At 42.4% G+C, this 23977-nt stretch carries 23 protein-coding genes; 20 read left to right on the top strand and 3 right to left on the bottom strand.

Going from position 1 to position 23977, the window contains the following annotated elements:
- Positions 1 to 41 precede the first annotated feature (41 nt).
- The 11 genes from ACP8HI_RS10285 (at position 42) to ACP8HI_RS10235 (ending at position 9799) form a co-directional block, all read left to right on the top strand.
- Positions 42 to 944 carry an AraC family transcriptional regulator gene (locus tag ACP8HI_RS10285; protein ID WP_438350993.1) on the top strand — a complete coding sequence of 301 codons (903 nt, stop codon included), beginning with the start codon at positions 42 to 44 and terminating at the stop codon, positions 942 to 944.
- Between the two features lie 343 nt (positions 945 to 1287).
- Positions 1288 to 2292, top strand: a complete 1005-nt coding sequence (locus tag ACP8HI_RS10280; protein WP_438351774.1) for a phosphotransferase enzyme family protein — start codon at positions 1288 to 1290, stop codon at positions 2290 to 2292.
- Positions 2293 to 2403: 111 nt separating this feature from the next.
- Positions 2404 to 2862, top strand: coding sequence for a nickel-responsive transcriptional regulator NikR (gene nikR, locus ACP8HI_RS10275; RefSeq protein WP_438350992.1), 459 nt, complete (start codon positions 2404 to 2406; stop codon positions 2860 to 2862).
- A 147-nt stretch (positions 2863 to 3009) separates the two neighbouring features.
- Entirely contained in the window at positions 3010 to 4629 is a 1620-nt protein-coding gene (locus tag ACP8HI_RS10270) for an ABC transporter substrate-binding protein (RefSeq protein WP_438351773.1), read from the top strand.
- 15 nt (positions 4630 to 4644) lie between these two features.
- The gene (locus tag ACP8HI_RS10265; RefSeq protein WP_438351772.1) at positions 4645 to 5640 is read left to right on the top strand and encodes an ABC transporter permease; all 996 of its coding nucleotides are present in this window, start codon (positions 4645 to 4647) and stop codon (positions 5638 to 5640) included.
- Positions 5637 to 6461 carry an ABC transporter permease gene (locus ACP8HI_RS10260; protein WP_438350991.1) on the top strand — a complete coding sequence of 275 codons (825 nt, stop codon included), beginning with the start codon at positions 5637 to 5639 and terminating at the stop codon, positions 6459 to 6461. The genes ACP8HI_RS10265 and ACP8HI_RS10260 overlap by 4 nt, the downstream gene beginning before the upstream one ends.
- A 280-nt stretch (positions 6462 to 6741) precedes the next feature.
- Positions 6742 to 7665: an ABC transporter ATP-binding protein gene (locus tag ACP8HI_RS10255; RefSeq protein ID WP_438350990.1), complete on the top strand. Its 924-nt coding sequence runs from the start codon at positions 6742 to 6744 to the stop codon at positions 7663 to 7665.
- A complete protein-coding gene (locus ACP8HI_RS10250; RefSeq protein ID WP_438350989.1) occupies positions 7655 to 8263 on the top strand; it encodes an ABC transporter ATP-binding protein in 609 nt (202 codons plus the stop codon). The genes ACP8HI_RS10255 and ACP8HI_RS10250 overlap by 11 nt, the downstream gene beginning before the upstream one ends.
- 78 nt (positions 8264 to 8341) lie before the next feature.
- Positions 8342 to 8926 (top strand): CGNR zinc finger domain-containing protein, encoded by a 585-nt coding sequence (locus ACP8HI_RS10245; RefSeq protein WP_438351771.1) that lies wholly within the window; start codon positions 8342 to 8344, stop codon positions 8924 to 8926.
- A gap of 121 nt (positions 8927 to 9047) precedes the next feature.
- A complete protein-coding gene (locus tag ACP8HI_RS10240) occupies positions 9048 to 9602 on the top strand; it encodes an HPP family protein (protein ID WP_438350988.1) in 555 nt (184 codons plus the stop codon).
- 26 nt (positions 9603 to 9628) lie between these two features.
- On the top strand, positions 9629 to 9799 hold the full coding sequence (locus ACP8HI_RS10235; RefSeq protein WP_438350987.1) for a hypothetical protein: 171 nt from the start codon (positions 9629 to 9631) through the stop codon (positions 9797 to 9799).
- A gap of 84 nt (positions 9800 to 9883) precedes the next feature.
- On the opposite strand, the gene ACP8HI_RS10230 is transcribed toward ACP8HI_RS10235, so the two are convergent.
- The 3 genes from ACP8HI_RS10230 to ACP8HI_RS10220 form a co-directional block, all read right to left on the bottom strand.
- The gene (locus tag ACP8HI_RS10230) at positions 9884 to 10165 is read right to left on the bottom strand and encodes a YxcD family protein (RefSeq protein ID WP_438350986.1); all 282 of its coding nucleotides are present in this window, start codon (positions 10163 to 10165) and stop codon (positions 9884 to 9886) included.
- Between the two features lie 5 nt (positions 10166 to 10170).
- Complete coding sequence (locus ACP8HI_RS10225; RefSeq protein ID WP_438350985.1) at positions 10171 to 10605, bottom strand: hypothetical protein; 435 nt, start codon at positions 10603 to 10605, stop codon at positions 10171 to 10173.
- A gap of 224 nt (positions 10606 to 10829) precedes the next feature.
- Positions 10830 to 11396 carry a beta-class carbonic anhydrase gene (locus ACP8HI_RS10220; protein ID WP_438350984.1) on the bottom strand — a complete coding sequence of 189 codons (567 nt, stop codon included), beginning with the start codon at positions 11394 to 11396 and terminating at the stop codon, positions 10830 to 10832.
- 116 nt (positions 11397 to 11512) lie between these two features.
- On the opposite strand from ACP8HI_RS10220, the gene ACP8HI_RS10215 reads away from it, so the two are divergent.
- The 9 genes from ACP8HI_RS10215 to mutL all read left to right on the top strand — a co-directional run bounded on the left by ACP8HI_RS10215 (position 11513) and on the right by mutL (position 23973).
- The gene (locus ACP8HI_RS10215) at positions 11513 to 13030 is read left to right on the top strand and encodes a carboxypeptidase M32 (RefSeq protein WP_438350983.1); all 1518 of its coding nucleotides are present in this window, start codon (positions 11513 to 11515) and stop codon (positions 13028 to 13030) included.
- 181 nt (positions 13031 to 13211) lie between these two features.
- A complete protein-coding gene (locus ACP8HI_RS10210) occupies positions 13212 to 14222 on the top strand; it encodes an ABC transporter substrate-binding protein (protein ID WP_438350982.1) in 1011 nt (336 codons plus the stop codon).
- A gap of 30 nt (positions 14223 to 14252) precedes the next feature.
- A complete protein-coding gene (locus tag ACP8HI_RS10205) occupies positions 14253 to 15026 on the top strand; it encodes an ABC transporter ATP-binding protein (RefSeq protein ID WP_438350981.1) in 774 nt (257 codons plus the stop codon).
- Positions 15027 to 15045: 19 nt separating this feature from the next.
- A complete protein-coding gene (locus tag ACP8HI_RS10200) occupies positions 15046 to 15888 on the top strand; it encodes an ABC transporter permease (protein ID WP_438350980.1) in 843 nt (280 codons plus the stop codon).
- A gap of 109 nt (positions 15889 to 15997) precedes the next feature.
- On the top strand, positions 15998 to 16960 hold the full coding sequence (locus tag ACP8HI_RS10195) for an aromatic acid exporter family protein (RefSeq protein ID WP_438350979.1): 963 nt from the start codon (positions 15998 to 16000) through the stop codon (positions 16958 to 16960).
- A 135-nt stretch (positions 16961 to 17095) separates the two neighbouring features.
- Positions 17096 to 17647 (top strand): outer spore coat protein CotE, encoded by a 552-nt coding sequence (locus ACP8HI_RS10190; RefSeq protein WP_438350978.1) that lies wholly within the window; start codon positions 17096 to 17098, stop codon positions 17645 to 17647.
- 137 nt (positions 17648 to 17784) lie between these two features.
- Complete coding sequence (locus ACP8HI_RS10185) at positions 17785 to 19023, top strand: putative amidoligase domain-containing protein (RefSeq protein WP_438350977.1); 1239 nt, start codon at positions 17785 to 17787, stop codon at positions 19021 to 19023.
- A 36-nt stretch (positions 19024 to 19059) separates the two neighbouring features.
- A complete protein-coding gene (mutS, locus tag ACP8HI_RS10180) occupies positions 19060 to 21780 on the top strand; it encodes a DNA mismatch repair protein MutS (protein ID WP_438350976.1) in 2721 nt (906 codons plus the stop codon).
- 291 nt (positions 21781 to 22071) lie between these two features.
- Positions 22072 to 23973 carry a DNA mismatch repair endonuclease MutL gene (gene mutL / locus ACP8HI_RS10175; RefSeq protein ID WP_438350975.1) on the top strand — a complete coding sequence of 634 codons (1902 nt, stop codon included), beginning with the start codon at positions 22072 to 22074 and terminating at the stop codon, positions 23971 to 23973.
- Positions 23974 to 23977: the final 4 nt, after the last annotated feature.

Genomic DNA, 23977 nt, shown 5'->3' with positions numbered 1-23977 from the left:
TCTCACGGACGGGCAAGCTGTGAAGTGAGGAGGGAATTTGGGTGAATGAGTCATGGATGAACTGTATTTCCCCATATGTCAGGGCAGGTAGAATCATGAAATCGTTCTCCCTAACCGGGGAGTGGATGGATTATGATCATGTCTACACCTATATCGAGCAAGGAGAGGCCGAGTTTTTCTTGAATGGTGTGAGGTATTTGGCTAAAGAAGGGGATGTGCTGCTGATGCATCCATTTATGCCTCATATTATTAAATCCACTTCAACGCTTCCGTTGATACAATACATTTTTCATTTTGACTTGTATTATGATGAGCTTAGAAGCTCATCGAGGAACGTAAGTGTATCCAAGGAGATAGCACACAATATTGTAGAAAGAGAAATGCAACTTGCATATATTCATCCATTATCTCACTTACAGTTAGTGGATAGAATCGAATTGAAAAAAAGATTTTTGCAAATGCATAAAGAAATCTCGGACCAAGCGTCGAGGAACTCCTTAATGATGAAGTCAATCTGCCTGGAGTTATTATATTTGTTCTTCAAGAATCAAACCCAGTCCCAAGAAACAGAAGGGAAGATGACTAAGGGGTGGCCTATGATTGAAAAGGCCATTCACTTCATCCATGAGTGCTATCCAGACCCACATTTAAGCAATGAGTCCATAAGCAGACATGTCGGTGTTACTCCTAACCATCTGTCGTACTTGTTTAAGACCCAGTTGGGGATAACCATTCATAATTTTCTTAAGCATATCAGAATCGAGCAGGCCAAAATCAGGATCATTCAGGGGGAGCAGACCTTGACTGAGATTGCAGAAGAGACTGGCTTCTCAAGCATTCATTTGTTCAGCAGAACATTTAAAGCCAAGGTTGGTATCATGCCCAGCAAGTTTGCGGCGATGCAATCAGCGCAAGGTCAAAAGGAATACCTCACCTTCCGTTAATGTGAGCGTATTGAATTCACATCACCCAAAAAGGTAATTCGGGATTACGATGAGGTGTTTGTGTAAATGAACAAATAAGCTCGTGGATATTCTCTTGAGCTTATTTGTTGTAGCTTATTCTTTCTATCAGCGTAACGTTCAGGGCTCTCTGACAAAGGGGAGATAGTCGATCCTTACTTTATACATTGTTTGGTTCTTATCACATCGGCTATTGGAAAAACTTTAACGACCCATTCAATTATTATTCATTCAAGCGCTTATTTAAGGTGTTTAGTCTCTTTACTGTGCAAGTTTTTTCAGGAATAATGGATAATATAGTGAGCATGAAAGGGTTGAGTCAATGATAGAAGCCATGCTGAGGATGTATTGGCCCATGTGGAGTGGTTCCATCCGTGAGGGAGTAGGGGGCTGGAACAACACCACTTATTTTATTGAGAATAAAGAACGGAGCTCTGTGCTTCGTTGTTATGATACGCATAGGGACTCTGAAAAGATTGAATTTGAGCATGCTGTGTTAGAGTTGCTTCAACATGAATCGCTGGGTTTTAAGATTCCTGTTCCTATCAAAACGTTGACTGGTGAGACGATTGTAAAGGTGGAGGATGGTAGTGAACGGTTCGCATGTCTCTTCGAATATATTGAAGGCGTATCTCCGAAGGAGAGTAGTGCGATCATAGCTTATTCATTCGGTGAAGTGGCGGGAGAGCTGTCAGCTACACTTGCGACGATCACTCCGGGGATATCGCCTGCTTATCGACCGTATTATGAGTTGCAGAATTCGTATCCAATATGTACTCGTGAGATCGTCTTTGATTTTTGTGAAAATCCGTCGGAAGCATTTGATGATCTGCGCCAGGAGCTGCACACACTAGGAGTAGCTTACAAGGAAATCTGTGATTCGCTTGCAGGTCTGGAGAAGCTGCCGCAGCAACTTGTACACGGTGATCTTAATGAATCCAATCTGCTGGTCCATGGGGATGATACCGATGAGGTTATTGCATTGCTTGATTTTGAATTCTGCACGCTCGATGTTAGGGCTATGGAACCAGCGGTCATTATCTCGGGACTTCTAGGTCATAAAGAAGAAATAGAAGCCGTGCGGCAATTCTGTACTGGCTTTGGCAACAAAGTTAGTCTGTTCCCAGAAGAAATTGCTGCGATTCCTGTACTTATGCGTCTGCGCAAAATAGATGTGTTCCTTCATTTTATGAGTCGCTTCTTTGAGGGGACGGATAAACCAGAGGTGCTACGTGAACAGGTGCAATCACTGGTCGCTGATCTTAACGAATTGGAAATGAGTCGGACGTGGATGGAAGAGGATTTAAGCTTGTTAAGAGGCACGTTGTGAAGTATTGGTGGATTCTAGTTACTAGCAAACATATCGTATTGTAGTATACTTATCTATGTCAACAATTCATGAATATAGATAGTCCGATCATAGATAAGGCAGGGTGGTAGCATGGCAGAAAGAGATGAGTTAATCCGATTCGGTGTGTCATTTCCAGCACCGTTAATTGAACAGTTCGATCAATACATTGAAGATCAGGGCTATACTAATCGCTCAGCGGCCATTCGAGATTTGGTGCGACGATCCTTACTGGAGCCGTCTCGGCTGAGTTCTGATGAATTAGTAGCAGGTACGATTGTTATGGTATATGACCATCATATAAGTGAGCTCCCTATGGTACTCATGGAATTGCAACATCAGTTCCACCACGACATTATCTCTACGATGCACGTACATTTAAACCATGCACAGTGTTTAGAAGTTATCGTTGTCCGGGGGAATGTATCCAATCTTCGATCGCTTCATCAGCAAATTCAAGTACAGAATGGCGTGTTCTACGCCGAACTCTCGGTAACTTATGCCGATGATCAAGGTTCATCTGAGCATGGCCATGTTCACGATCATACATAGAATCTATTGAACAACCTTCATATTCTTGAAGGTTGTTTTTTTAGGGAGTTAAATGAATAACCCCCAAAAAAATGATGGATTTCCTATCCGTTAGTGTTACAATAACACCAAAACGTGTTACAAACATGGGTGGAGGGAATGGAATTTATGTTAAAAGGGCCTTTGAAATTATCTTTAGTCTCGGTGATCGTGTTATGTCTGCTGTTGACGGGGTGTTCTAAGTCTACATCTCCGAAAGATGAAGATAAGGGCAATACGGTGCAATCGAATAAGGATGAATTAATTCTGGCTGTTGGTGCTGAACCAGAGGATGGATTTGATCCAACAACAGGTTGGGGACGCTATGGTTCTCCGTTATTCCAGAGTACCTTACTCAAGAGAGATCAAGACTTAAAGATTGTAAACGATTTAGCAGAAAGTTATGTAGTTAGTGATAATGCTAAAGTATGGACAGTTAAAATGCGTAACGATGTGAAGTTCTCTGATGGGAAGGCTTTGACTGCAGCAGATGTTGTCTTTACCTTCGAGAAGGCAGCACAGAACGTTTCAGCTATAGATTTAACAAATTTGACAAGTGTGGAATCTCAAGGTGACGACACGGTGATTTTTACATTACAAGAGCCACAGTCTACCTTCATATCGATGTTAATATCGACGGGTATTGTTCCAAAACATGCTTATGGAGAGGGGTATGCAGAGAATCCAATAGGGTCCGGCCCTTATAAGATGGTCCAGTGGGACAAAGGACAACAGGTCATTGTTGAATTGAACCCAGAATATTACGGTAAAGTTCCTTTTTTCAAAAAACTGACCTATGTATTCTTAAATGAAGACGCTGCCTTCGCTAGTGCTAAGAGTGGTCAATTGGATGTTGCCTATATTGTATCATCCTTAAGTAATCAGACGGTTGATGGAATGCGGATTGAGGATGTGAAGACCGTTGATAATCGCGGGATTATGTTTCCCTATATCCCTTCGGGTGGAACGACCGCGGAGGGATATCCGATTGGAAATGATGTTACTTCAGATATCGCCATTCGCCAAGCCATTAATATCGCGATCGATCGCCAGAAGTTAGTGGATGGGTTATTGAATGGTTATGGAACTCCTGCCTATTCAGTGAGTGATCATCTTCCTTGGTGGAATTCAGACACCGTGTTTAAAGATGGAAATATCGAAAAGGCTAAGCAGCTTCTAACAGATGCGGGTTGGATTGACAATAACAATGACGGTATTGTTGAGAAGGGAGAACTCACAGCTGAGTTCACTTTAGTGTATCCTTCGGGTGATATGATTCGCCAATCTCTCGCATTGACGACCGCTGATATGGTGAAGGCTATCGGAATTCGAATGAATGTAGAAGGTAAGAGTTGGGATGAGATTGAGAAGATGATGCATTCGAGTGCTGTTCTAATGGGTTTTGGTAGTCATGATCCATTGGAAATGTACAATATTTATAGTACTGACTTTCAAGGTGTAGAATATTATAATCCCGGTTATTACAGCAATTCAGTTGTTGATGATTGGATGCAACAAGCTTTGAGAGCGTTGACTGAAGAAGAGGCGCTACAATATTGGAAGAATGCGCAATGGGATGGACAGACAGGATTCAGTGGACTTGGAGATACGCCATGGACTTGGCTCGTCAATATTGATCACTTGTATCTTGTGAATGATAAGCTTGATATCGGTATCCAACGTATTCAGCCTCATACGCATGGATGGTTGGTCACTGACAACATTGAGGACTGGAAATGGAAGGAATAGATAGAAGGGGGAATGATGATGGTCCGCGATGGTGTTTTCTTTATAGGGCGGAAGGCTTTTCGGTTAGTCACCCTATTGATTATGGTCAGTATCGTCTCATTCACCTTAGTTCATTTATCACCTGTTGACCCCGTACAAGCTTACATTGGTGCAGATATGATGAAGGTAAGTGCAGAGCAAAGACAGGAAATAGCTACCTATTGGGGGCTAGATCAATCCCCGATAGAGCAATTCACACGTTGGGCATCTGCGCTGCTTCATGGAGATTTCGGTACATCGATGATATATCGTAAACCTGTAACCGCTGTCATTAGTGATCGATTTGTAAATTCTTTAGTACTTATGGCATCCGCATGGATATTATCGGGTCTCATCGGGTTTACGATAGGCGTCATTGCGGCGATCAAGAAGAATACATGGTTGGATCGTTGGATCAAATGGTATTGCTATACTTTAGCATCTACACCTACATACTGGATGGGCTTGCTACTCTTGATGGTGTTCGCAGTATGGTTGGGTTGGTTCCCCGTTGGATTAGCTGTACCCGTAGGAGTACTTGCGGATCAAGTGACGCTGGGAGATCGAATCATGCATATGATTCTGCCTACACTAACACTCAGTATTGTTGGTGTATCGTCTATCGCCCTTCATACGAGGCAGAAATTAATCGATGTGCTGGAAAGTGAGTATGTGTTATTTGCTAGAGCTAGAGGGGAAAAGGGTCTCACCTTATTTCGTCGACATGGTCTGAGGAACATTGCTCTGCCAGCGATTACATTACAGTTCGCTTCTTTCAGCGAATTATTCGGTGGAGCGGTTCTAGCGGAGCAGGTTTTCTCTTATCCAGGTCTTGGGCAAGCGACGGTAGAGGCTGGACTAAGGGGAGATGTCCCATTGCTATTAGGACTCGTTCTATGTAGTGCGTTATTTGTATTTACTGGTAATGGCATTGCAGATGTCCTCTATCACTTGGTAGATCCGCGAATTAGGGAAGAAGGTAAGGCAGCATGAAGGTAATCAATAGGCGACAACGTACATTCATAGCTACTGTTGGTGCTGTGTTGTTGTTATGTTCGATAGGGTTTGGCAGTATGCTGTTTGGTTCAAATTCATCCGGAACACAATTAGATGCTCGTAATCTTCCTCCAGGGCTAAGTCATTTGTTCGGTACAGATTGGTTAGGCCGGGACATGTTTACTCGGACTGTACAAGGACTTTCTCTTAGTATTCGAGTTGGCTTACTGGGTTCAATCAGTAGTGTGATTATAGCAGCTATATTAGGATTGATGTCTGCAACGATGGGAAAAGTCGTAGATCAGATCATTTCTTGGCTCATCGATTTGTTCCTAAGTGTTCCCCATTTAGTGATGCTCATTCTGATTGCTTTTGTGTGTGGAGGGGGAATGAAAGGGGTTATTATCGGCGTCTCATTAACGCATTGGCCCAGTCTTGCACGTGTCATTCGCGCTGAAGCGATGCAATTGAAATCGGCTGAATTTGTACAGGTATCCAGGAGTCTAGGGAAATCTAGGTGGTGGATTGCTTCAAGACATTTATGGCCACATCTCGTTCCGCAGTTGCTTGTTGGATTACTGCTCATGTTCCCACATGCTATTTTACATGAATCATCGATTACATTTCTTGGCTTAGGATTGTCTCCACATCAACCGGCAATCGGTATTATTCTGTCTGAATCCATGCGATATTTGTCAACGGGGATGTGGTGGCTTGCTATCTTTCCTGGACTAGGTCTTCTTATTGTAGTGCGTTCTTTCGAATGGCTTGGTGAATATTTACGCTTGAGAGTCGATCCACATGGGTCACGTGAGTGATACATTCAAGTGCAAGTTCAAAAAGTCAGCTTTTCAGCACCGAGAAGATTGAATGAAGCAAGGGAGTGAGGAGCGTAGCGTAGCAAGTACCTACGTGAGCACCTGAAATGTTTCCGAAGGAAACATACTTCGAAAGCATATGCTAGGACCGGCTGAATTCAATATTCGATGTCGAATGGTCCTCTCGGTATACTTCGTGATCAAAAGATGACTTTTTGAACAACCTCTTCAAAGATTATTGTAACGGCATGATTGATGTATAAGGAGGTTCATGTTAGATATGCCCATTCTGGAAGTACATGATTTATCTATCTCTTTTACGGAGTACACAGCGAGAATGCGTCATCGGACTACGAAGGTATTAGATGGAATTAATCTGTCAGCTGAAGCAGGGGAGATCGTGGCGGTTGTCGGGTCAAGTGGCTCTGGTAAAAGTCTGCTTGCCCACGCCATACTAGGTATACTCCCTGATCATGCTGTACTGTCTGGAACGATACGTTACCAGGGCGAGATATTGGATGCGAAGAGAAAAGCTACACTTAGAGGTCGTGAGATTGCACTTGTACCTCAATCCGTCAACTATCTAGATCCCCTGATCAGAGTAGGTACGCAGGTACGCACGTCGGTGAGAGATAAAGATCCCGTGACAGAGCAGCGGAAAATATTCAAGCGATATAGACTAGCGGAACATGTTGAGCGATTATTTCCATTCCAATTGTCTGGAGGTATGGCGCGGAAGGTGTTGGTCTCAACGGCAACGGTCAGTGGCGCAAGTCTGATTGTGGCCGATGAGCCTACACCCGGTATGCACGCAGATGATGTGAAGGAAGCGCTACAGCGATTCAAAGAATTGGCAGATGATGGCTGTGCCGTATTGTTCATTACACATGATATTGAATCGGCTCTTCAGATTGCTGATCGGGTTGTAGTTTTCTATGCTGGAACAACGGTTGAAATTGCCTCTGCTCAAGACTTTACAGATCGTGGAGAGCAGCTTCGACATCCATACAGTCGTGCTCTGTGGCAGGCTTTACCGCATAATGATTTCATCCCACTAGCAGGTACGCAGCCAAGTCCCAACCATCTGCCAACAGGATGTTTATTCGCACCACGTTGTCCATGGGTTATGCCTGAGTGTAATAGTGAACGACCAAGCATTCGAGAGGTTCGTGGCGGAAGTGTGAGGTGTATACGTGCAACTTGAAGGGAACCATTTAAGCTTTCGATATGGGCAAGGACCGTTGCTTTTTCGGGATATCCATATATCTGTTCAGTCTGGTGAAGTTGTTGGAATAGTTGGACCTAGTGGCTGTGGCAAAACGACATTAGGGCGTATATTAGCTGGGTATACGAAGCCGGATGAGGGAGAGGTCACAATCAATAAGTCTGCGATACCTCGAAGAGGTTATCATCCTGTCCAAATGGTTCTTCAGCATCCAGATCGAGCTGTTAATCCACGGTGGAGAATGAAAAGAACGCTAACCGAGGGTTGGACTCCGGAAGCTTCTTTTATTCAAGAGATGGGGATTGAGGAAGGGTGGCTAGAACGATGGCCAAATGAACTATCCGGCGGTGAGCTTCAGCGGATTTGTATTGCTCGTGCGTTAGGGCCAGATACCCGCTTTTTGATTGCAGATGAGATGACAACGATGTTAGATGCGATTACTCAGGCACAGATATGGCATACAGTGCTTGAAATAGCGAAGGCTCGTCAATTAGGACTACTCGTCATTAGCCATGATTGGCATTTGATTAAACGGTTCTGCGATACGATTATACCTTGGAATAACAATATAGATTAAATAGAGTATAATTATTAAATAACCTATTGTTGATTGCCTTAGAGGTTAGAAGTTAATAATGAAATGAGCGATGAACCTATGCAAGAAACAAAACAATTCCCACTTATATCGGGAAATCTTTCGCTAGACTTAGTAAATACCGAGATAGTAAGACGTGGTCAACGGCATGATTTACTCATGAATGATGAAGATGTGCTGGATTGGCTTTATGTGATAAAAGGAGATAATCCATTTTGGAATGAGCAACTATTTGTAAAAATGGAAGAGCGTATGAGCCAAGTCACATCAAATATTTTAGAATTGCGGGCGGTTTTAAGAAAAGAATTTGAAGCCATTGCAGATCAACATCAGATTTCTGATGATTTTATTGCTTATTTAGAAAATAAAATTGAAAGAGCATCGTTTACGTATAAACTAATAGATCAAAGTCTAATTCCTTTTCCGATTGGAGAGATTGAGGATATGCTTCTATCGTTGATTGCTTTTGATGCATTAACGTTAATAGCAGAAAATAAGCTTATCACTCTTAAGAGATGCACGAATCCAGAATGTGTCCTTTTATTTATAGATGAGAGTGGAAGACGCAAATGGTGTTCCATGAAAATATGTGGAAATCGAAAAAAAGCAGCAAAATTTCAACATCAAAAGTCAGAAGATAAATGAAGAATCAACTTTTCAGAGTTGGTTCTTTTATTTTGGTTTTTATAACTAACCCCTAAACTTTAATTTGACAGGTTAGTTTATCCTGTGTAAAATGAATTTTAAATATAAGGGACGGTGAACAATGAATAGTACAACAACAGTCAATCAGGAAGATAAACATTTAATTGGTGTACGGTACTTATCGAAAATGAAAGGAAAGGGGAAAAGTCCATTACAGGTTAATGTAAAAGACTCTTTAACAGGATTAACGGGTGGATTTCTAACCGTTTTCACTTTAATCTGGTTAACAAATATGACCTCTACTGAGTGGTTAATGGCTCCATTTGGAGCAAGTTGTGTGCTGGCATTTGGTGTTTGGAACGCACCATTATCACAGCCTCGAAATATAATTGGTGGTCATTTTGTATCAACATTCATTGGTACAGCAGCATATCATCTATTTGGTAATGAGCCGTGGGCGATTGCTTTTGCTGTTGGCTTAGCGATTGCAATGATGATGTTAACGAAAACAACACATCCGCCAGCAGGGGCAGATCCACTCGTTGTTATGCTAGGGGCGTACAATTGGAGTTACTTAATTTCACCGGTTTTAATCGGCTCTATCGTTATTGTGATCTTTGCGTTATTAATTAATAATCTGCGTAGTAACAGAAATTACCCAACTTTTTGGATATGATTTATTAATATATGAGGGGGAGGCGAATGAAACATGATATTTTAAAGACCGATCAAGATGCCTTTGAACGTGGAATGGATGAGACAATTAAAATTCAGCGATTAGTAGAGGAAGTTTTTGAATTTAAACACAGGGTGTTAGAATTAGAAAAGAAAAATAGCGAGTTAAAACTTCAACTCGGAGAAATGCCATTCTAAATTTCTAAATACAAATGAGAGCCACCTATTCATTAGGTTGGCTCTCTCTTTTGTCTCAAGTGGCTCTATTCGATGGCAATATTGTTAAGTCGTCACAACGTTCGCTGTAATCTCTTCATCGATATCTAACGTTACCTGTTCACGGAAGGCACGAATATCGTATTCACTCTGCAAGTAGCGAAGAATCGCTTCGATCATGTTCGATTCAACGAGATATTGGCTCCGACCTTGTGTCCACACTTCGGCAGAATACCCATGTTCTTCATCCCAACTTAATTCTACTTGTACATCTGTAGGACGTACGCCTTTGCGTTCGGCCATGTGTAGGCAAATAGCATTAATAATCTCATCCATGGAAAGTTCCATATCTATTAGTACCTTCCATCACGTGGATCTGGTTTACGACGGTTCTTGTAAGCACGATATCCAGCAATTGCTAAGGAGATTAGTACATAGATTGCTAGCGCGTTGATGGCTAGTCCTATAAGGTCGCCCATGAAGCCCATATTACCAAACATGCCTCCGAATAACATTCCAGCTAATCCACCAATCATCAAGCCTTTCATTAAGCTTCCGCCACTGAAAAACCCACGTTTACCAGTCGATCCTGCAGCTGTTCCTGCTGTGGATTTGTTATTCGTTGTAGATTTATTTACATTACTATTTGTTGTAGATTTCTTAGGTGTGTTCGTGAAAGACTTCGTTCCAGATTTGAACCCACCGCCACGTCTTGCATCGACACTAGCTGGGGAAATTGTAACAAAGATAAGCGTTAGAGCCATGACAACCATAATCCATTTTTTCATACGAAATTGAATCCTCCTGAAGTATAATATTGTTGTGTATCTAGTGGTATACGTTGTTAACAATTAAAAGTTACAACAGAGAGAAGTGTACACTGAAACTGTACGGTTTGGCAAATAAACAGACATGAGTTACGAAAAAGACACGAATCTGATAGATTCGTGTTCGTACATCTAATAGTGAGCGTTCAAAAGATGAATTTTTGAATAACCTCTTAATAGCTATGTTACAAATTTTTGTACCCGTCTACAACAAGTTCTAATGCCCCATTCTCTGGATCAATAAGCATTCCGTGTACAGGAAGATTAGGTGGAAGCAAAGGGTGGTTGTTGATAATATTTACCGAATATATTACCCCGGCGCGCTCATTCTCAAGCCCGCGTAGCCATTTAGATAATCTAATACCTGAATGTTCTAAAGTGCTTAATACGATGTCTGAGACACCACGTTCTTTAATCATTTCGATCATATGATCTGCATTCAATGAGGCCATGCCACAATCTAAGTGACCTACGACAAAGACTTCATCTGCTTGCAGTTCGTAAATGGCAATCAATACGCTCCGCATAACGCTCCCAAAAGGTTGGGAAATGACCGCTCCTGCGTTTTTTATGAGTTTGACATCCCCATTTTTAAAATTCATTGCTTTGGGCAGTAATTCTGTTAGGCGAGTATCCATACAAGTGATGACTACAATTTTTTTGTCAGGGAATTTACTTGTCCGGTAGGCTTCGTATTGTTTGTCCTCAACAAAATGCTTATTATACTCTAATATTTCAGAAATGTGATTCATAGGGAAGATCTCCCTCCTCTGTTAGGATAAATTCGTTCTTAACAGTTGATTATACTTTTTGTAATAAGTATCATCAAGAGGAAACTAGAAAAAAATATGATGAGGTGAACTATGAAATGGAAAATGAAGTAAAAGTCAAGTTAGATCAATTTCGCGAACTAGTTCGTAAAATAAGAGGTTATTATGAGGCTGTGGCCTTATTGCACTGGGATCTACGGACAGGCGCTCCCCGCAAAGGCGCTGAATTCCGATCAGAGACAATTGGTATACTAGATACTGAAATGTTCAAACTACAAATTTCAGAAGATATGGCGAAATACTTGGAATATTTTACAAATGAAAATGTTATTTCGCAGCTTGATGATCTAGATCGAAAAATCATTCTGGATTGTAAAAAGGAGTATGAACTGAACAAGCTCATTCCTGCGGATCAATTTCAAGAGTATTCTGTCTTAACGGCACATGCTCAGACATTGTGGGAAGAAGCGAAGGAAAAAAGTGATTTTGCAGGATTTGAACCTTATTTAAGTAAAATCGTTGCTATGAAGAAAGTGTTCATCGATTATTGGGGTGTTAAGGGAACTCGCTACGATACACTCATCGACATGTATGAGCCTGATATGACAGTAGAGAAACTGGATCAGATTTTCAGCCAACTGCGTAGTCGTTTAGTGCCATTAGTCGAAGCGATTCAAGCCTCTCCTCATCAACCGGAAAAAGGCTTCCTCCAGCAAATATTTAAGAAAGAACAACAAGAGAAATTCGGACTTTTTATTCTTGAACAAATGGGATATGACTTTGAGGCAGGACGTCAAGATGAAAGTGTACATCCATTTGCTACGAGTCTCAACGTTGGTGATGTACGAATCACGACGCATTATGTGGAAGAGGATGTGACGAATGCGTTATTCAGCTCGTTACATGAAGGTGGACATGCGCTTTACGAGCAAAATATTGATGTGAAATTTGCTGGGAGTCCACTAGCTGAAGGTACCTCAATGGGAATTCATGAATCACAGTCTCGCTTATGGGAGAATATGATTGGACGTAGTCGAGCATTCTGGGAAAGATATTACGGTGATCTACAGGAGCACTTCGCTCCACAGCTTCAAGATGTGGCCGTTGAGGACTTCTATCGTGCTATTAACAGCGTAGAGAACTCACTTATACGAATTGATGCAGACGAATTAACATATAATCTTCATATCATTATTCGTTATGAGATCGAGAAGATGCTGTTTAATGAAGACTTATCAGTGAAAGATTTGCCGAAAGTATGGAATTCGAAGTACCAACAGTACCTTGGTGTTCAACCTCCAAATGATGGACTCGGCGTCCTTCAAGATGTGCATTGGTCTGGTGGAGATTTCGGATATTTCGCATCGTACTCACTTGGGAACATGTATGCCGCACAATTCTTAAATACGATACGTAAAGAGCTACCACAATATGATGAATGGATTGCTGCTGGGAATTTACTTCCTATCAAGGAATGGCTTACAGCCAAAATTTATCAATATGGAAAGAGTCTCACACCATCAGAGATTATAGTTCAAGTAACAGGTGAAGAGTTGAACCCGAACTACTTGGCAGACTACTTGGAAGCGAAATATAAAGAGATATACAAATTATAAGATTGAAATATCATTTGATTATATTTATTGAGTTAGTATTTAATGCCATGAATTCCTTCGTGTTCTGAGGAATCATGGCTTTTTTTGCGCTTGTGCATCTGAATTATGCCGTCAAGGATAACCTTTTCTAGGCTGTAGCATATGATGCAATATGTTTACTCGAAAGAATGGAGGGATACCCATGTGGAAAGAAAAAAGAACTATTGTGGCGGCTATAGCTGTTCTTCTGCTCTGTAGTACAGTTGCTGTCGGGTGCGGAGGGAAGAATGCTACAACGAAGGTGAAGATTGGGGAAGTGACCCGTTCCGTATTTTACGCACCAGAATATGTGGCCCTAGAGAAAGGATTCTTTAAAGAAGAGGGGCTGGATGTAGAGTTACAGACGATTCCTGGTGGAGATAAGACGATGACTGCCTTATTGTCGAACGCTATAGATGTGGCATTAGTTGGATCGGAGACGTCCATTTATGTGTATCAGCAAGGATCTGATGATCCTGTGATTAATTTCGCACAGTTGACTCAGACGGATGGAACATTCCTAGTTGCTCGAGACGACAGTGGCACTTTTAACTGGGATCAGTTGAGGGGAGAAGTATTCTTAGGGCAACGTAAAGGCGGTATGCCGCAAATGGCCGGAGAGTTCACGTTTCATAAGCAGGGCATTGATCCGCATAAAGATCTGGAATTGATTCAGAATATTGATTTCGCTAATATTGCATCTGCCTTTGCTTCAGGAACTGGACAATATGTTCAGTTGTTCGAGCCACAAGCTTCTATTTTTGAAAAAGAGGGCAAAGGTCATGTGGTTGCTTCATTTGGTGTAGAAAGCGGATTACTTCCATATACGGTGTTCATGAGTAAGCAAAGTTATATCAAGGATAACGCTAATACGGTGCAGAAGTTTACGAATGCTGTACAGAAGGCTCAAACTTGGGTAGCCGAGCATAGTCCTGAGGAGATTGCGGATGCGATCATTCCTTATTTCAAAGATACTGATCGTGAAATTATTATCTCTGCAGTGAAACGCTATCAAGAACAAGGGACTTATGCAACAGATCCTCAACTAGACGATGCGGAATGGAACAATCTCCTAGACGTGATGGAGAACGCTGGTGAATTGAAAGAACGGGTGGCAAGAGAAGCGATTGTCGATAATTCGTTTGCTGAGAAGGCTAAATCGACAGTGAAGTAACCTATTCCCCCGGCCAAAAGGAGAGTGCATATGGTACCTGTTGTAGAGTTAAATAATGTTGCCCATATTTATATCACCGATCGCGAAGCCTCTCTGGCTGTGGATCGTCTTCAACTGACTGTATTTCCGGGAGAATTTGTAAGTCTTGTTGGGCCAAGTGGCTGTGGGAAAACAACGATTCTTTCGATTATTGCAGGACTGATTACGCCAAGCCAAGGTGAGGTACTTGTGTATGGACGTAAACTTGTGGGCCCATCATCCGAAGTGGGATATATGTTGCAGCAGGATTATCTATTTCCATGGCGGACCATTCTAAATAATGCCCTTCTCGGTTTGGAACTAACGGGGGGGGTCACATTAGAGAATAAAGCGATGACCTCGGCATTGCTTGAAGAAATGGGGCTACAAGGTAAAGAGAATATTTATCCGCAACATCTTTCAGGTGGGATGCGCCAACGCGTAGCGCTTGTACGAACATTAGCTACAGATCCAGGCTTATTGTTGTTGGATGAACCGTTCTCTGCACTGGATTATCAGACGAAATTACAATTAGAAGATCTTATATCTCGTACTTTACGTGAACGTAACAAAACGGCCGTGTTGGTCACTCATGATCTATCAGAAGCGATCGCCATGAGTGATCGAATTATTCTGCTCGGTAGCAATCCGGGTAGGATAAGAAGAATATTTGAGGTGCCGAGAAATATCCGTGACGTATTGCCTTTTCATGCTCGTGATCAGGAGGGCTTTCAAATTCTCTTTCATGAGATCTGGAGCGCGATGGAAATGACGAGTGATCTGTAAATGAGGAGGTGTGATCAGTATGAACAGGTCGAATCAAACAGAGGATGAATCTTCTGCAGCGAGAGGGAGCTTGCTTACAGAACGATATGAGGAATATCTTGCACACAAGAACAAACTACGCAGAAATGTATTAGCTGTTCAACTGGGTTTGCTGTTGTTCATTTTAATTTTGTGGGAAATCGCAGGGAAGTTCAAGTGGATTGATGTTTTGTTATTTAGCTACCCTACTAAGATATTTAATCATATTTGGCAAGATATCGTCAGTGGAGAGGTTTGGAAGCATATAGGAACGACGGTTGGTGAGACTGTTGTGGGATTTGTACTTGGTACGTTGCTTGGGACTGGGATTGCCGTCTTGCTCTGGTGGTCCCCCTTCGTATCGAGGGTGCTGGATCCTTATATGGTTGTATTCAACAGTATGCCTAAGGTAGCATTAGGTCCGCTCTTTATCGTTGTATTTGGTGCGGGGTTTACGGCTATCGTTGTGACTACTTTGTCGGTCATCGTCATTATTACGACACTTGTCGTGTACAATAGTTTCTCAGAGGTAGATGCGAACCTAGTCAAAGTTGTGAGGACATTTGGAGGGTCGCGTTCGGATGTATTTCGTAAAGTGATCTTTCCAGCATCATTTCCTGCCATTATTTCAACCTTGAAAGTGAATGTGGGTTTGGCTTGGGTGGGTGTCATTGTAGGTGAGTTTCTAGTGGCACGGATGGGTCTAGGATATTTAATCATCTATGGTTTTCAAGTGTTTAACTTTACATTAGTCATGTCCAGTCTGTTTATTATTGCGGTTGTAGCCACAGTGATGTATCAGGCGGTTGTTTATATGGAGCGAAAACTGTTAATCCATAAGTAAAAGTTGAGAACCTTCATAATCAAAGCGTATGACAAGTCACATTGTGTTGATTTATTAAATAAAGTACCATGAGACTACAGTCACAATCGTAGAAAAGAGAGGCGATCTCATGGGTATTCGAGTTATAAAGACAGCGATAGCTACACTTATGTCCATTCTGATCGCTGATATGGTTGGTATACCAAGTCCTCAGGGTGCGGGTTTATTAGCCATTCTAGGTGTGGAGGTTACTCGTAAAAGGAGTCTTCGCACGATTTCAGCTCGTTTTTTCGCCTCTATCGTGGGGCTTCTTTTTGCATGTATGTTATTTGCCGTCTTTGGTTTCCATTACTGGGTACTTGGGTTATTTGTATTGTTCGGCTTTCCATTAATCGTTAAAACGAGCTTTAAGGAAGGGATTGTTACAAGCTCAGTCGTTGTGTTTCGTATATTTGGCGGCGAAGATTTATCGTTCCCTGTGCTATTAACACAAGTTGAATTGCTAGTCATTGGTCTGGGTTCGGCCATGGTAGTTAATATGATTTATATGCCTAAAGTAAGTGAGCAGATGATCGAGATTCGTCACAAAGTGGACGGGCTGTTCGCTGTGATATTTAAACATATTAGTCGTACTTTACATGATCCCAGTTATATTTGGGATGGAAGCGAATTAATCGAAGCGAGTAAAGCCATTGCAGAAGGATCTCAAGCAGCAAACCGGGCGATGGAGAACCAAATGCTTCATCCAGACGCAGCATGGAATATTTATTTCTATATGCGTAAGGAACAGCTGGATTTGATTCTGGTTATGGTGCAGCGAATTGCTGATGTATACCAGAAGCTTCCTCAGGGAGAGCTTGTAGCTGAATTGATGGAACAACTTAGCCATGATGTAACGGAAACGGAATACACTGGTCGTACTGAGATGCTGCTGGAGAAGTTGGAACAAGATTTCAAAGAAATGGATCTTCCAACCAATAGGGAGGAGTTTGAGATTAGGTCTTCTATATTGCAGCTATGCCGCGAATTATCCTTATATCTGAAAATTGCTAAGAAGAGCAAAGCTCCTATTCCTGAAAAGCTAACTTTTTGAACTCGAACTAGTAGATTTCTACTCAAGCGTCGTTGCTTTAATAGAAAATTTTATTTATTTGTACTAGGCTAATCAACTTTTGCCTAGTCCCTGCATACACTTAGTAGTGAATGATTGTATGGAGGAGGTTCGAAGATGTCATTAAGTCGTAAACAACAAAGTAGAGAGATCATAACGAAAGCGATCTGTGGCAAAGGTCGTAAGTTCTCTACCGTAACACATACCGTAACTCCGCCGCATAATCCAACCAGTATTTTAGGTGCCTGGATTATTAATCATCAGTATGAGGCTGTTGCGGCGGGGGACGGAATTGAAGTTATTGGTACTTACGATATCAATATCTGGTATTCCTATGACAAGAACTCTCAAACCGATGTAGCCAAAGAGACCGTACCTTATGTAGAATTTGTCTCGCTATCGTATGTAGACCCGAGACACCGAGCTTCGACAGTCGAAGTCTCTGCGGAGGCAACGCAGGAACCTAGTTGTGTTGAAGCAAGTGTGTCGTCGGGAGGTGGAAGTGTCATCATCCGTGTCGAACGGGAATTCACTGTAGAACTTATTGCGGAGACGAAAGTGTTTGTACTCGTCGGTAACGAGACCTTTGATGACAAGGAATTTGAGTTTGCCGAGGATAGCGGTGACTACGAAGATTTGGATCCCGACTTATTGGATGATGATCTGTAACGCATGCGGTTAATTTGTGAGGTATAACGTAGTATATGTTGCGAGGGCGTCTGTGTAGAGGGCGGATGCCCTCCTTTTTTGTTTTTATTTTTAGAGGTTGTTCGAACTCTCATCTTTTGAAAAGGAGGCGTATTGAAGTGGATCAAGGGTTGGGATTCTTTGAATCAATGTCATTCTCTGTCCGTCAAGCTCGTCTTATTCGTTCGGGGGTATCGTCTCAATTAGCTGAAGGCAGAGAAAATCGTCATCAGGAATCAACATATCGCAGTAGATACGCTATACAAGTGTGTGATTTACGTGGGTTCAACGTCTCAAAGCTAGCGAGCGGAGGAATAAGGACGGGATTAACGATGACGTCTGGATTGGAACAGGAACAAAGTTCATTAATGAAGAGATTGGCGAAGGTGGCCGTTCGAAGTTTGTATACACTAGGATTAGATTCAGGTGAAGCTATAGTCTCAACCTATGGTGAACGACGCTATGTGTTGGAGAAGATCACACCGTTCTCGAGATTACAAGAACCGAAGTTGTTAGGGTTGTATCATCAGCATCAAGCTAATCTACATAACGCATTGCGAATGGAAAAAAGAAATGGCATTCAGCTTATGATGGGCATGGATCCTGAATTTCTGCTCATTGATTCTTATTCAATGGAAGTAGTTCCAGCATCAGACTTTCTAGAACGTGCAGGGGAGGTAGGATGTGATGCCGTTCATATGGGAGGAATCACTAGCTTCCCCGTAGCTGAATTGCGTCCAGAACCGAGTCTGCAACCGCGAGGATTACTTGTCGAGCTAATGCATGCGATGAGTTCCGCTTCTCAAATGATCAGAGACAGATCCTTAATGTGGAAAGCCGGGGGAATGCCAGTACCTGGTTTACCGTTGGGGGGGCACTTGCATTTCAGTGGCATTGTGCTGACTTCGGACCTTTTACAAGTATTGGATAATTATCTCACTCTCCCAGTAATGTTACTTGAGGATCAATCAAGTTTGGCAAGGAGACCTCACTATGGGTATCTTGGGGACTTCAGAAGACAGCCTCATGGGGGCTTTGAATATCGTACGCTGCCTAGTTTCTTAGTATCCCCATTGGTCACAAAGGGTGTCGTTTGTCTTGCCTATATCATTGTTCGTAATTATAAAAAGTTAATGTTACGGCCATTGGAACAAGAGAGAATTCATAGCGCCTTTTATGAGGGAATGAAGCAGCCAATTCGAGATTGTATAGAGCCCTTGTTCCGAGATATGAGGTCACTTAGTGACTATTCAAAGTATTCAAAGTACATCGATCCTCTATTAGATCATATGACTAGCGGAAGATCATGGGATGAATCACGGGATATCCGTCCGCTCTGGAATGTTCCTGTGTTATAATCAGGATTAGCATAATTAGATTTATGGAGGTAACTCATGTCCCAATATACGCCAATGATTGAACAATATTTGAATGTGAAGAAACAAGCCCAAGATGCATTTTTATTCTTTCGTCTAGGGGATTTCTATGAAATGTTCTTTGAAGATGCTATCCGTGCATCTCGCGAGCTTGAGATTACGCTTACGAGTCGAGGTGGTGGAGGAGACGGGAAAATACCGATGTGTGGTGTGCCTTACCATGCAGCAGAGGGTTATATCCAGCGTCTCATTGAAAAGGGATTTAAGGTTGCCATCTGTGAGCAACTTGAGGATGCTGCTACGACTAAAGGAATGGTACATCGAGATATTGTTCGTGTTGTGACACCAGGAACCAATATGGACGGTAAGAACATTGCGGACAAATCAAATAATTATTTAGTCTGTGTGACAACTTCAGGTGGGATGATGAGCTTATCTGCCTGTGATTTGTCTACAGGAGAATTGTACGTGACATCTGTCCCATCCTCACTGGAATGGTTGCGTGATGAGATTAACATATATGAACCATCTGAGATTATTGGAGATGAAGGGATGCTGGAGAGCATTCGATCATTACAGCTTCAAGGGAATAGACCTGTTGTTTATACGCCTTGGGACAAGAAGGAAGAGAAGATGGTCAGAAGTCAATTCGGTGAAGCCGCTTGGACTCGACTAGACCAAGAGCGTGGAACTTGTATTTCTGTGTTGATCTCCTATCTTAGTGAGACGCAGAGACGTTCGCTAGGTCAATTAACACAGATCTCATCGTATGAACCTGGACACTATATGATTTTGGATCCTTTTACCCGCCGTAATCTAGAGTTGGTAGAGACAGTCCGTGACAGATCTAAGAAAGGCTCATTATTATGGCTTCTAGATAAAACAGAGACATCCATGGGAGCTCGCCTATTACGACGTAGAATCGATAAACCGTTATTACATCGAAGTCGAATTGAGGAAAGACTTGAAGCCGTTGAATTGTTGTACAATCAGCTTATATTACGTGAAGATTTACGTCATTCTCTTAGTGATATATATGATTTGGAGCGGCTTGTAGGCAGAATTGCCTTTGGAAATGCCACGGGTCGGGATCTGATAGCTCTCAAGTTATCTCTAAGACAGATTCCAGCGCTTAAAGAGCTATGTGCAGCTTCCTCATCGGTGACACTTGGCAAGATTGCAAGCGAGCTGGATCCTTGTGGTGATCTGCATGACGCGATTGAGCAAGCTATTGTCGATGAACCCCCTATTTCAGTTCGAGATGGAGGATTAATTAAGGCAGGGTACCATCATCATTTGGACGAGCTTAAAGAGGCTAGCACTAACGGTAAAAAGTGGATCGCGGATCTAGAAGCTCGAGAACGTGTGGCAACGGGAATTAAGTCATTGAAGATTGGATTCAATAAAGTGTTTGGATATTATATCGAATTAACAAAGGCTAATATTGGAGCATTGCCGGAAGGAAGATATGAACGGAAGCAGACCCTTGCGAATGCGGAACGCTATGTCACACCTGAACTGAAAGAGAAAGAAGGATTGATTCTCGAGGCTCAGGAGAAGATGGTGGACTTGGAATATGGTCTCTTCACAGAGTTAAGAGAGAAATTGAGTAATCAAATCCAACGGTTGCAGTCCCTTGCGGAAAAAGTTGCGGAATTGGACGTATACCAATCTCTCGCTGCGATTAGTGTAGAACATGGTTTTGTGAAACCGGTATTGACGGATAATTACGACCTTATCATTGAAGGGGGACGTCATCCAGTTGTTGAGGCTGTGATGAAGGATGCTGATTTCATTGCTAACTCAACGGAGTTGTCTAAGGAATCGGCCAATATTTTACTCATCACGGGTCCTAATATGGCAGGGAAAAGTACGTATATGCGTCAAGTGGCTCTTATATCCATACTGGCTCAAATGGGCTGCTACGTACCTGCAAATAGGGCGGAAATTCCTATGGTAGATCGTATATTTACGAGAATTGGTGCAGCTGATGATTTAATTGGGGGCCAAAGTACTTTCATGGTTGAAATGGCTGACATCCAAGTGATGACAGAGAAAGCCACCTCGCGGAGTCTGATCATTATTGATGAGCTTGGACGAGGGACGTCAACTAGTGAAGGAATGGCTATCGCTCAAGCCGTTATTGAATTTGTACATGATCAAATTGGCTGTAAAGCATTAGTCTCAACTCACTTCCACGAATTGTCCCATATGGAAGAAAGCTTGAAGGGCTTACGTAATTACTCCATGTCAGTGCAGGAGAGTGGCGATAAGGTCCACTTCTTGCGTAAATTAATTCCGGGTGCTGCAGGAAGTAGTTATGGCGTTTATTGTGCTCGCTTAGCGGGCTTGCCAGATTCCATTATTGACCGAGCAAATACTCTTCTGGAAGGTCTGGAACAAGCACCTTCGCAAGTGGCAGTTAGTGTTGAGCAAGTTAAAGATGTGAAGATACAGGCAGAGAAGATAAACGTCGTGAATCCCGTTGAGGATAGTAAAGTAGTTAAAGGCGATAGCTATGATCATAGAAACGAGATAAAGGAAGCTAGCGCTGTTGTACAGCTATCTATATTTGGTGAAGAGGACATACAACCTAAGAAGAAGGAAACACCGGCTCCATTGAACCCTTCTGTCACTCATATTATTGAATCAGTTAAGAATGTGGATCTCATGAACATGACGCCGTTACAAGCGATGCAAATGTTACTTGAGCTTAGCATTAAGGCGAAAGGGATATGAATTAGAGGCTTTAAACACATAATTTATGCTTATTGAAAAAAGTGGTTTATGAAAAGAACGTAGCGCAGGTGACGGAATTGTTCTGAAGAAGCGATAGCGTTCGCCTACAAGCTTTCCATAGGAAAGCTACTTCGGAAGCATATGCTTTGCCATCGGATTTCTACCGCTATGCGGTATATAATCAAGGAATCGGAGGGCAACAGCGATCGTAAGGACAATCCGTCAGCGAAGCGGTCATTCTACACTTCTGTTTTTCAAGAACTATATTTTTGTACGAGAGAGGGAATAGCCATGGCCAAAATTCATGTATTGGACGAGCACATTGCCAATCAGATTGCCGCAGGTGAAGTTGTGGAGCGACCTGCCTCCGTTGTTAAAGAGCTAGTGGAGAATGCTATTGATGCAGGAAGCACCAAGATTGAGGTTGTTATAGAAGAAGGTGGACTTCAAAGCATTCGCGTGATGGATAACGGGTCAGGTATTGAACCAGATGATTGTGAAGCAGCCTTTTATCGCCATGCGACAAGCAAAATATCAAATGGACGCGATCTTTTTAACATTACTAGTCTAGGATTCAGAGGTGAAGCATTGGCGAGTATCGCAGCCGTATCTAAGTTGACGCTAACCACTTCGAGCAATGAGGATGGACTGGGCCGCAAGCTAGTTATTGAAGGCGGAAAGCTAATAGGAAACGAAGATACAGCCTCATCTCGGGGGACTTCTTTTGTCGTGAAAGAATTATTCTATAACACACCGGCAAGGCTTAAATATATGAAAACCATTCAGACAGAACTAGGTCATATTTCTGACTATATGTACCGCATCGCCTTATCTCATCCTGAGATCGGTATTATATTGAGACATAATGAGAATACATTATTACAAACCGTAGGCAATGGGGATCTGTTACAGGTGATTGCCGCAATATACGGAACACAGGCTGCGAAGGCGATGCTTCCGTTGCAAGTAGAAGATAATGATTTCAGTTTGCAAGGATATGTTAGTCGTCCGGAATGGACGCGATCGAATCGGAACGGGATTTCAACAATTGTGAATGGTCGATATATTCGTAGTTATGGACTGAACCAAGCAATCATGAGAGCCTATCATACGTTATTACCGATCAACCGCTACCCACTAGCTATTCTTTCTCTAACGATGCATCCTTCCATCGTGGATGTGAATGTACATCCAGCGAAGTTAGAGGTGCGTTTCAGTAAAGAAAATGAATTGTACCCTTTCGTAGAACAAGCAATTTATGCTGTGTTACGTCAACAGGTGCTCATTCCACAGCCTGTGAAGCACCCTATTGGTAATACGGGCTCATCCTTTATTCAAGAGCAGTTCCGGTTCATGAAGGATCAGTCTAGTGCGAGTGCGGGGCAAGGTTTAAGTGGTCAAGTGGAACGACTACCTGCTAAGCCTCTTGCATCTATGAATTCTGGATCTGAATGGGCTGTTCGCCCAGATGTGAGCTCCCCTATGAGAGAACGTAATGATCAGAATTATGGAGCAAATAAGGAAATGGGTTACCGACCTTCAGAGGTGAAGAATAAGCCCTTCAACCCGGAAGTCTATGCTGCACCTGCAGGTGGTTCGCCAGAACTTCCTCCATTTCCTGAATTAACTCTTATTGGTCAGCATCATGGAACCTACTTAATCGCTCAGAATGAAGATGGGCTTTATTTGATCGATCAACATGCAGCACATGAACGAATTAATTATGAATTTTATTATGAACAATTTGGTCGTCCTGACGATGCTTCGCAGGAGCTATTACTACCGATAACGTTAGAATTTACGCCCTCGGAGTCTGAGCAATTGAAACAAAAGCTGAATTGGTTCGAACAGGTAGGGGTTTATTTAGAACCTTTCGGAGGGCAAACCTTTCGGGTGAGATCACATCCCTACTGGTTCCCTAAGGGAGAAGAGCAGGAAATTATTGAAGAGATGGCAGAGTGGGTTCTTAGTGAACGCATGATTGATCTGGCCAAGTTAAGAGAGAAATCATCTGTTCTATGCTCTTGTAAGGCTTCGATTAAAGCGAATCAGAGGCTGACAGCATTAGAGTCCGATACTCTCTTAGAGCGATTGGCTGCTTGCAAGCAACCTTACACTTGCCCTCATGGACGACCTATTGTTATTTCGTTCTCCACTTATGATCTAGAGAAGTTATTTAAACGTGTAATGTAGCCAA

Origin of the sequence: Paenibacillus sp. FA6 (genome assembly GCF_051550225.1) — a bacterium.
GTDB lineage: Bacteria > Bacillota > Bacilli > Paenibacillales > Paenibacillaceae > Paenibacillus_AQ.
The sequence above is the reverse complement of the archived record's forward strand: the minus strand, read 5'-3'. Positions and strand labels throughout refer to the sequence as shown.

Coding starts and splice junctions, on each gene's coding strand:
- nikR (WP_438350992.1), top strand. CDS start 2,404: ATGGCAGAAAGAGATGAGTTAATCCGATTCGGTGTGTCATTTCCAGCA.
- ACP8HI_RS10270 (WP_438351773.1), top strand. CDS start 3,010: ATGTTAAAAGGGCCTTTGAAATTATCTTTAGTCTCGGTGATCGTGTTA.
- ACP8HI_RS10265 (WP_438351772.1), top strand. CDS start 4,645: ATGATGGTCCGCGATGGTGTTTTCTTTATAGGGCGGAAGGCTTTTCGG.
- ACP8HI_RS10260 (WP_438350991.1), top strand. CDS start 5,637: ATGAAGGTAATCAATAGGCGACAACGTACATTCATAGCTACTGTTGGT.
- ACP8HI_RS10255 (WP_438350990.1), top strand. CDS start 6,742: ATGCCCATTCTGGAAGTACATGATTTATCTATCTCTTTTACGGAGTAC.
- ACP8HI_RS10245 (WP_438351771.1), top strand. CDS start 8,342: ATGCAAGAAACAAAACAATTCCCACTTATATCGGGAAATCTTTCGCTA.
- ACP8HI_RS10240 (WP_438350988.1), top strand. CDS start 9,048: ATGAATAGTACAACAACAGTCAATCAGGAAGATAAACATTTAATTGGT.
- ACP8HI_RS10235 (WP_438350987.1), top strand. CDS start 9,629: ATGAAACATGATATTTTAAAGACCGATCAAGATGCCTTTGAACGTGGA.
- ACP8HI_RS10230 (WP_438350986.1), bottom strand. CDS start 10,165: ATGGAACTTTCCATGGATGAGATTATTAATGCTATTTGCCTACACATG.
- ACP8HI_RS10225 (WP_438350985.1), bottom strand. CDS start 10,605: ATGAAAAAATGGATTATGGTTGTCATGGCTCTAACGCTTATCTTTGTT.
- ACP8HI_RS10220 (WP_438350984.1), bottom strand. CDS start 11,396: ATGAATCACATTTCTGAAATATTAGAGTATAATAAGCATTTTGTTGAG.
- ACP8HI_RS10215 (WP_438350983.1), top strand. CDS start 11,513: ATGGAAAATGAAGTAAAAGTCAAGTTAGATCAATTTCGCGAACTAGTT.
- ACP8HI_RS10210 (WP_438350982.1), top strand. CDS start 13,212: ATGTGGAAAGAAAAAAGAACTATTGTGGCGGCTATAGCTGTTCTTCTG.
- ACP8HI_RS10205 (WP_438350981.1), top strand. CDS start 14,253: ATGGTACCTGTTGTAGAGTTAAATAATGTTGCCCATATTTATATCACC.
- ACP8HI_RS10200 (WP_438350980.1), top strand. CDS start 15,046: ATGAACAGGTCGAATCAAACAGAGGATGAATCTTCTGCAGCGAGAGGG.
- ACP8HI_RS10195 (WP_438350979.1), top strand. CDS start 15,998: ATGGGTATTCGAGTTATAAAGACAGCGATAGCTACACTTATGTCCATT.
- ACP8HI_RS10190 (WP_438350978.1), top strand. CDS start 17,096: ATGTCATTAAGTCGTAAACAACAAAGTAGAGAGATCATAACGAAAGCG.
- mutS (WP_438350976.1), top strand. CDS start 19,060: ATGTCCCAATATACGCCAATGATTGAACAATATTTGAATGTGAAGAAA.
- mutL (WP_438350975.1), top strand. CDS start 22,072: ATGGCCAAAATTCATGTATTGGACGAGCACATTGCCAATCAGATTGCC.